The organism is Streptomyces glaucescens (assembly GCF_002154375.1).
In the GTDB taxonomy this organism is placed as follows: Bacteria; Actinomycetota; Actinomycetes; order Streptomycetales; family Streptomycetaceae; genus Streptomyces; species Streptomyces glaucescens.
Genome location: NZ_MUND01000848.1, coordinates 1 through 3,759, shown reverse-complemented (window position 1 = coordinate 3,759; position 3,759 = coordinate 1). Strand labels below are relative to the sequence as shown.

General features: G+C 72.9%; 3 protein-coding genes and 1 pseudogene. All 4 read right to left on the bottom strand.

What is annotated here, in order from left to right:
• Positions 1 to 204 (bottom strand): annotated as a pseudogene (locus tag CCN42_RS38265) (hypothetical protein); the annotation flags it as partial.
• Positions 197 to 925, bottom strand: a complete 729-nt coding sequence (locus tag CCN42_RS38260; RefSeq protein WP_086741834.1) for a T4 family baseplate hub assembly chaperone — start codon at positions 923 to 925, stop codon at positions 197 to 199. The gene CCN42_RS38260 and the pseudogene CCN42_RS38265, both read right to left, overlap by 8 nt.
• Before the next feature lie 22 nt (positions 926 to 947).
• Positions 948 to 1,472, bottom strand: coding sequence for a phage tail protein (locus CCN42_RS38255; protein WP_086173538.1), 525 nt, complete (start codon positions 1,470 to 1,472; stop codon positions 948 to 950).
• Positions 1,473 to 1,505: 33 nt separating this feature from the next.
• Entirely contained in the window at positions 1,506 to 3,371 is a 1,866-nt protein-coding gene (locus CCN42_RS38250; RefSeq protein WP_086741833.1) for a phage tail sheath subtilisin-like domain-containing protein, read from the bottom strand.
• Between the last annotated feature and the right edge of the window lie 388 nt (positions 3,372 to 3,759).

Sequence of the window (3,759 nt, the reverse complement as noted above, 5' to 3'; positions counted from 1 at the left end):
TGGCCCGGCCGAGGGGGTGGTGGTGGGCCACACGAGGGCGGCGTCCTCCTCGGCGGTCCCCCGGGCGCGTACCGCCTCGATCCGTTCGAACGGGCCGGGCAGCCGGGGCCGGACCCGCACCACGCCCGTGCGGGGCACCGGCGCGTGCCGGGTGATCAGGCGGTCCAGGAAGTCGCCGCCCCGGGGAGTCGTGACGTCAGACATCCGCACACAGCTCCAGGTAGTAGCGGCGGCGCAGCGGGCTGAGCGCCAGGATCTCCGGCTCGCTCCAGCCGTAGGCGGTGGCGAGCAGGTGGACGTCGAGGAGCAGGTCGCGCGCCCAGGCGTCCAGTTCGGTCCACAGGTAGGAGGCGATGTCGAGTTCGGCCCGGGTGGCCCGCCCGCACTCGGGGCAGGCCACGTTGAGCGTCACGTCGGCTGCCGGGTCGGCCGCCTCGGCGGCCTCGGCGATCCGGCGCTGCACGGCCGCGGGCAGGTCGGCGGCGGTGACCGCCCGCCCGTCGTGCTCGGCCGTGACGAGGCAGCGGGCGAGCAGCGCCGCGCGGGGGTCCGGGGTGCGGGCCGCCGCCGTGAGGTCGGCGACGGCGGGCAGCCGGAACTCGACCCGCCAGCCGCCGTGTTCGACCCGCACGGCCGGGTCGGGGCGCTCGCCCGGGGTGCGGGCGAACTCCCCGGCGTCCAGCTCGAACTCCATGTCCGCGCCGCACTCCGCGCAGTCCATGCGGACCTGCATGCGCTCCCCGAACAGGGTCCGGCGCAGCGCGAACAGGTCCGCCTCCCGTTCGCCGACCGGCAGCTCGGGGAGCGTCCGGTCGTCGAGGTCGGGGCGCGCGGTGCGGTGCAGCAGCAGCGCGCGCCCGGCGGGCGGTGCCGCGAGTCCCGCCTCCCAGGCGGCCAGCAGCCCGGCCGCCCCGGTGATCGCCATGGCCATCGCGTCCCCGGTCCGTTCAGGCCGGGTTGAGGAAGGAGGGCTCCTGGGGCTCGGGGACCTCGTAGTCCCGCTCCCAGCCCTCGCACTCCAGCTTCAGCGACTGGATGGCCACCGCGTTGGCGTTGGCGTCGAGTTCGCCGAGCACCTGGTACTCGCTGGGCCAGGTCCGGTACAGCTTGTGCGAGACGGCGACCTGGCCGGCCTCGTTCAGGACCTGGATGACGATGTCCTTGCGGAAGTCGGCGAGCGAGACCTCGGAGCCGAGCCCGGCGCCGACCTGCCAGACCTTGTTGGCCCAGCGGTCGAACTCGGGGTCGTGGGTGACACCGCGCTCCAGGGTGATGCCCTCGAATTCGGAGCGGCCCGGCGACTTGCGCGGGGAGGAGGGGTCGCCGCCGTGGCGGTGCTTGACGACCTCGGTGGTCCGCTTCAGCGGAGAGATCTTGCTGATCCCGGCGACGGTACGACCGTCCCACAGGACGAGGAACTTGAAGTTCTTGTACGGGTCGAACCGATGGGCGTTGACGGTGAACTCAGCCATCGAAACAGTCCTCGGATTCCTCGCGGGCGCTCGTCAGAGCGCGAACTGCCCGGACGTCTGCTGGATCTGGACGATCACGAACTCGGCCGGGCGCACCGGCGCGATGCCCACCAGCACGTTGACCACGCCGTTCGCGACGTCCTCGGCGGTCGTCGTCTCGTGGTCGCACTTGACGAAGTACGCCTCGCGCGGAGTGGTGCCCTTGAAGGCGCCCTGACGGAACAGGGTGTGCAGGTAGGAGGAGGCGGACAGCCGGATCTGCTGCCACAGGCTCTCGTCGTTGGGCTCGAACACCACCCACTGGAGCCCGCGGTGCAGGCTCTCCTCCACGTGCAGCGCGAGCCGCCGCACCGGCACGTACTTCCATTCGCTGTCGAGCGCGTCCGCGCCCTCCAGGGTGCGCGCGCCCCACACCAGCGGGCCGGCCACCGGGAAGGTGCGCAGGCAGTTGACGCCGAGCGGGTTGAGCAGCCCGGTCTCGCGGTCGGTGAGGTCGACGGTGAGCGAGTGCACGCCCGCGAGCCGGGCCTCGGTGCCCGCGGGCGCCTTCCACACGCCGCGCTCGGCGTCGGTGCGCGCGATGACGCCGGCGATCGCGCCGGACGGCGGGAAGGCGCGCAGCCGGCCGGTGAGCGGGTCGGTGAGCTTCAGGTGCGGGAAGTACAGGGCGGCGTGGTTGCCGCGCACCGCGTCGAAGGCGGCGGCGCCGGCACGGGCGGTGTCCACGCTGACCCAGCCGGCGGGCGCGTCGACGAGCAGGAAGATCCGCCGCTCGGCGCACAGCCGCTGGGCGGCCGAGACGACGGTGAGCATGTCCTCGGTCTGCTCGTACCCGGCGACCTCCGGCAGTGCCAGCAGGTTGACGTCGGCGACGCCGCGCAGTGCCTGGATGCCGGTCTTGTCGGCCTCGGATCCGATCAGGTCGCGCGGCCCGGGAGGCGCGCCGTCCTCGCCGCCCGCGAGCGGGAGGACCGGCGGGTTGACGGAGGCCTCGAGGCCCAGGTCGTTGGCGCACTCGCCGAGGAAGCGGACGACGTCGCCGGGGTCCGTGGACCCGGCGACGACCTGGAGCCGCCGCCCGAACGCGGTGACCTCCGCACCCGCGAAGGCGTGCCTGCCGGGCGCGTCGGGCAGGGCGCGCAGCTTGCGTTCCAGGAGCAGCGCCAGCTCGGCGACGGTGGTGGGGGCGGGGCCGTCGCAGTCGGGGTCGTGGAGCGTGAACTCGCGCTCGACGTCGCCGATCTTCACCGTGAGGTCGACGCCCAGGTGGGGCAGTTCGCGTCCGAACGGCTTGGAGACGGTGCCGGACGGGTCGGGGCGGCCCTCGCCGACGGCCTCGACCCGGATCAGCCGGGAGGCCGCGTTGATCACGGTGGGCGCGTGGCGGCCGTGTCCGGCGTCCATGGACAGCCCGGTGAAGCTCTCCCGGGTGTCGCCCTTGGCGTCGTGGACGCGCAGGTTGAAGGTGTCGTCGGGGTGGGGCGTGTCGTAGTCGACGGCGATGCGCAGTCCGTTGCCCCAGACGCCGGGTTCCTTGGCGTGGACCTCCAGGACGCGGGTCTCGCTGTGCCCGTCGGTGGATTCCAGGGCGGTGCAGGCGGCCTTGCCGCTGCCGGCCTTGGCGACCCGGACGATCACGGCGACGCCGCCGCCGTTGCCGAAGAACTGGTGCACCGCGTGGGCGACGGCGCTCTGCGAGCCGAGCCCGCCGAAGCGGCGTTCGAACTCGGTGAAGCCGGTGACGCGCACCGGTTCGTTCAGCGGGCCGCGCCGGGTGTGCCCGACGAAGGCCGTCACGGACGTGGTCACGGCGGAGATGGTGCGGGTGCTGCTGGGAAGCTCTTCGACATGGACGCCGGGATACGTCGGCCTGGCGGCGCTGCGTGCGTTCGTCGGCATTCCCCCTCCAATCCCTGGTCGGGCACAGGTCATGGGCACCAAGAGACGGCGGAGGGAGAGGTCGGGTGCGCGCGGATGTCAGCGGGGCACGGTCGCACAGCCCCGGTCGGCGGCACCGCATCAGCTTTCCCCCGTCAGTGCCCCGGGCGAACGGCCGTCCGGGTCAAGCAGCGCGCTTGTGACTCCTGATGCTCAAGTGCCCGATAAACGGTGTCAGTTGGGGAGCCGGAACAGCAAGACGCGTTCGCGCCAGCCCTGGGGGAGGTTCCGTGGAGGGCGCCGTGCACGACCCGCACACAACGCGGGCGTGTCGCGACGGCGGCTTCACACTCTTCGCACAGGTGATGATGCAGCAGAATAGGGGGCATGTCCCGACGCAACTCCCCTC

What these genes read in the sequence shown, in the direction of transcription:
- CCN42_RS38255 (WP_086173538.1), bottom strand. Translation starts at nt 1,472, where the DNA reads ATGGCTGAGTTCACCGTCAACGCCCATCGGTTCGACCCGTACAAGAAC.
- CCN42_RS38260 (WP_086741834.1), bottom strand. Translation starts at nt 925, where the DNA reads ATGGCGATCACCGGGGCGGCCGGGCTGCTGGCCGCCTGGGAGGCGGGA.
- CCN42_RS38250 (WP_086741833.1), bottom strand. Translation starts at nt 3,371, where the DNA reads ATGCCGACGAACGCACGCAGCGCCGCCAGGCCGACGTATCCCGGCGTC.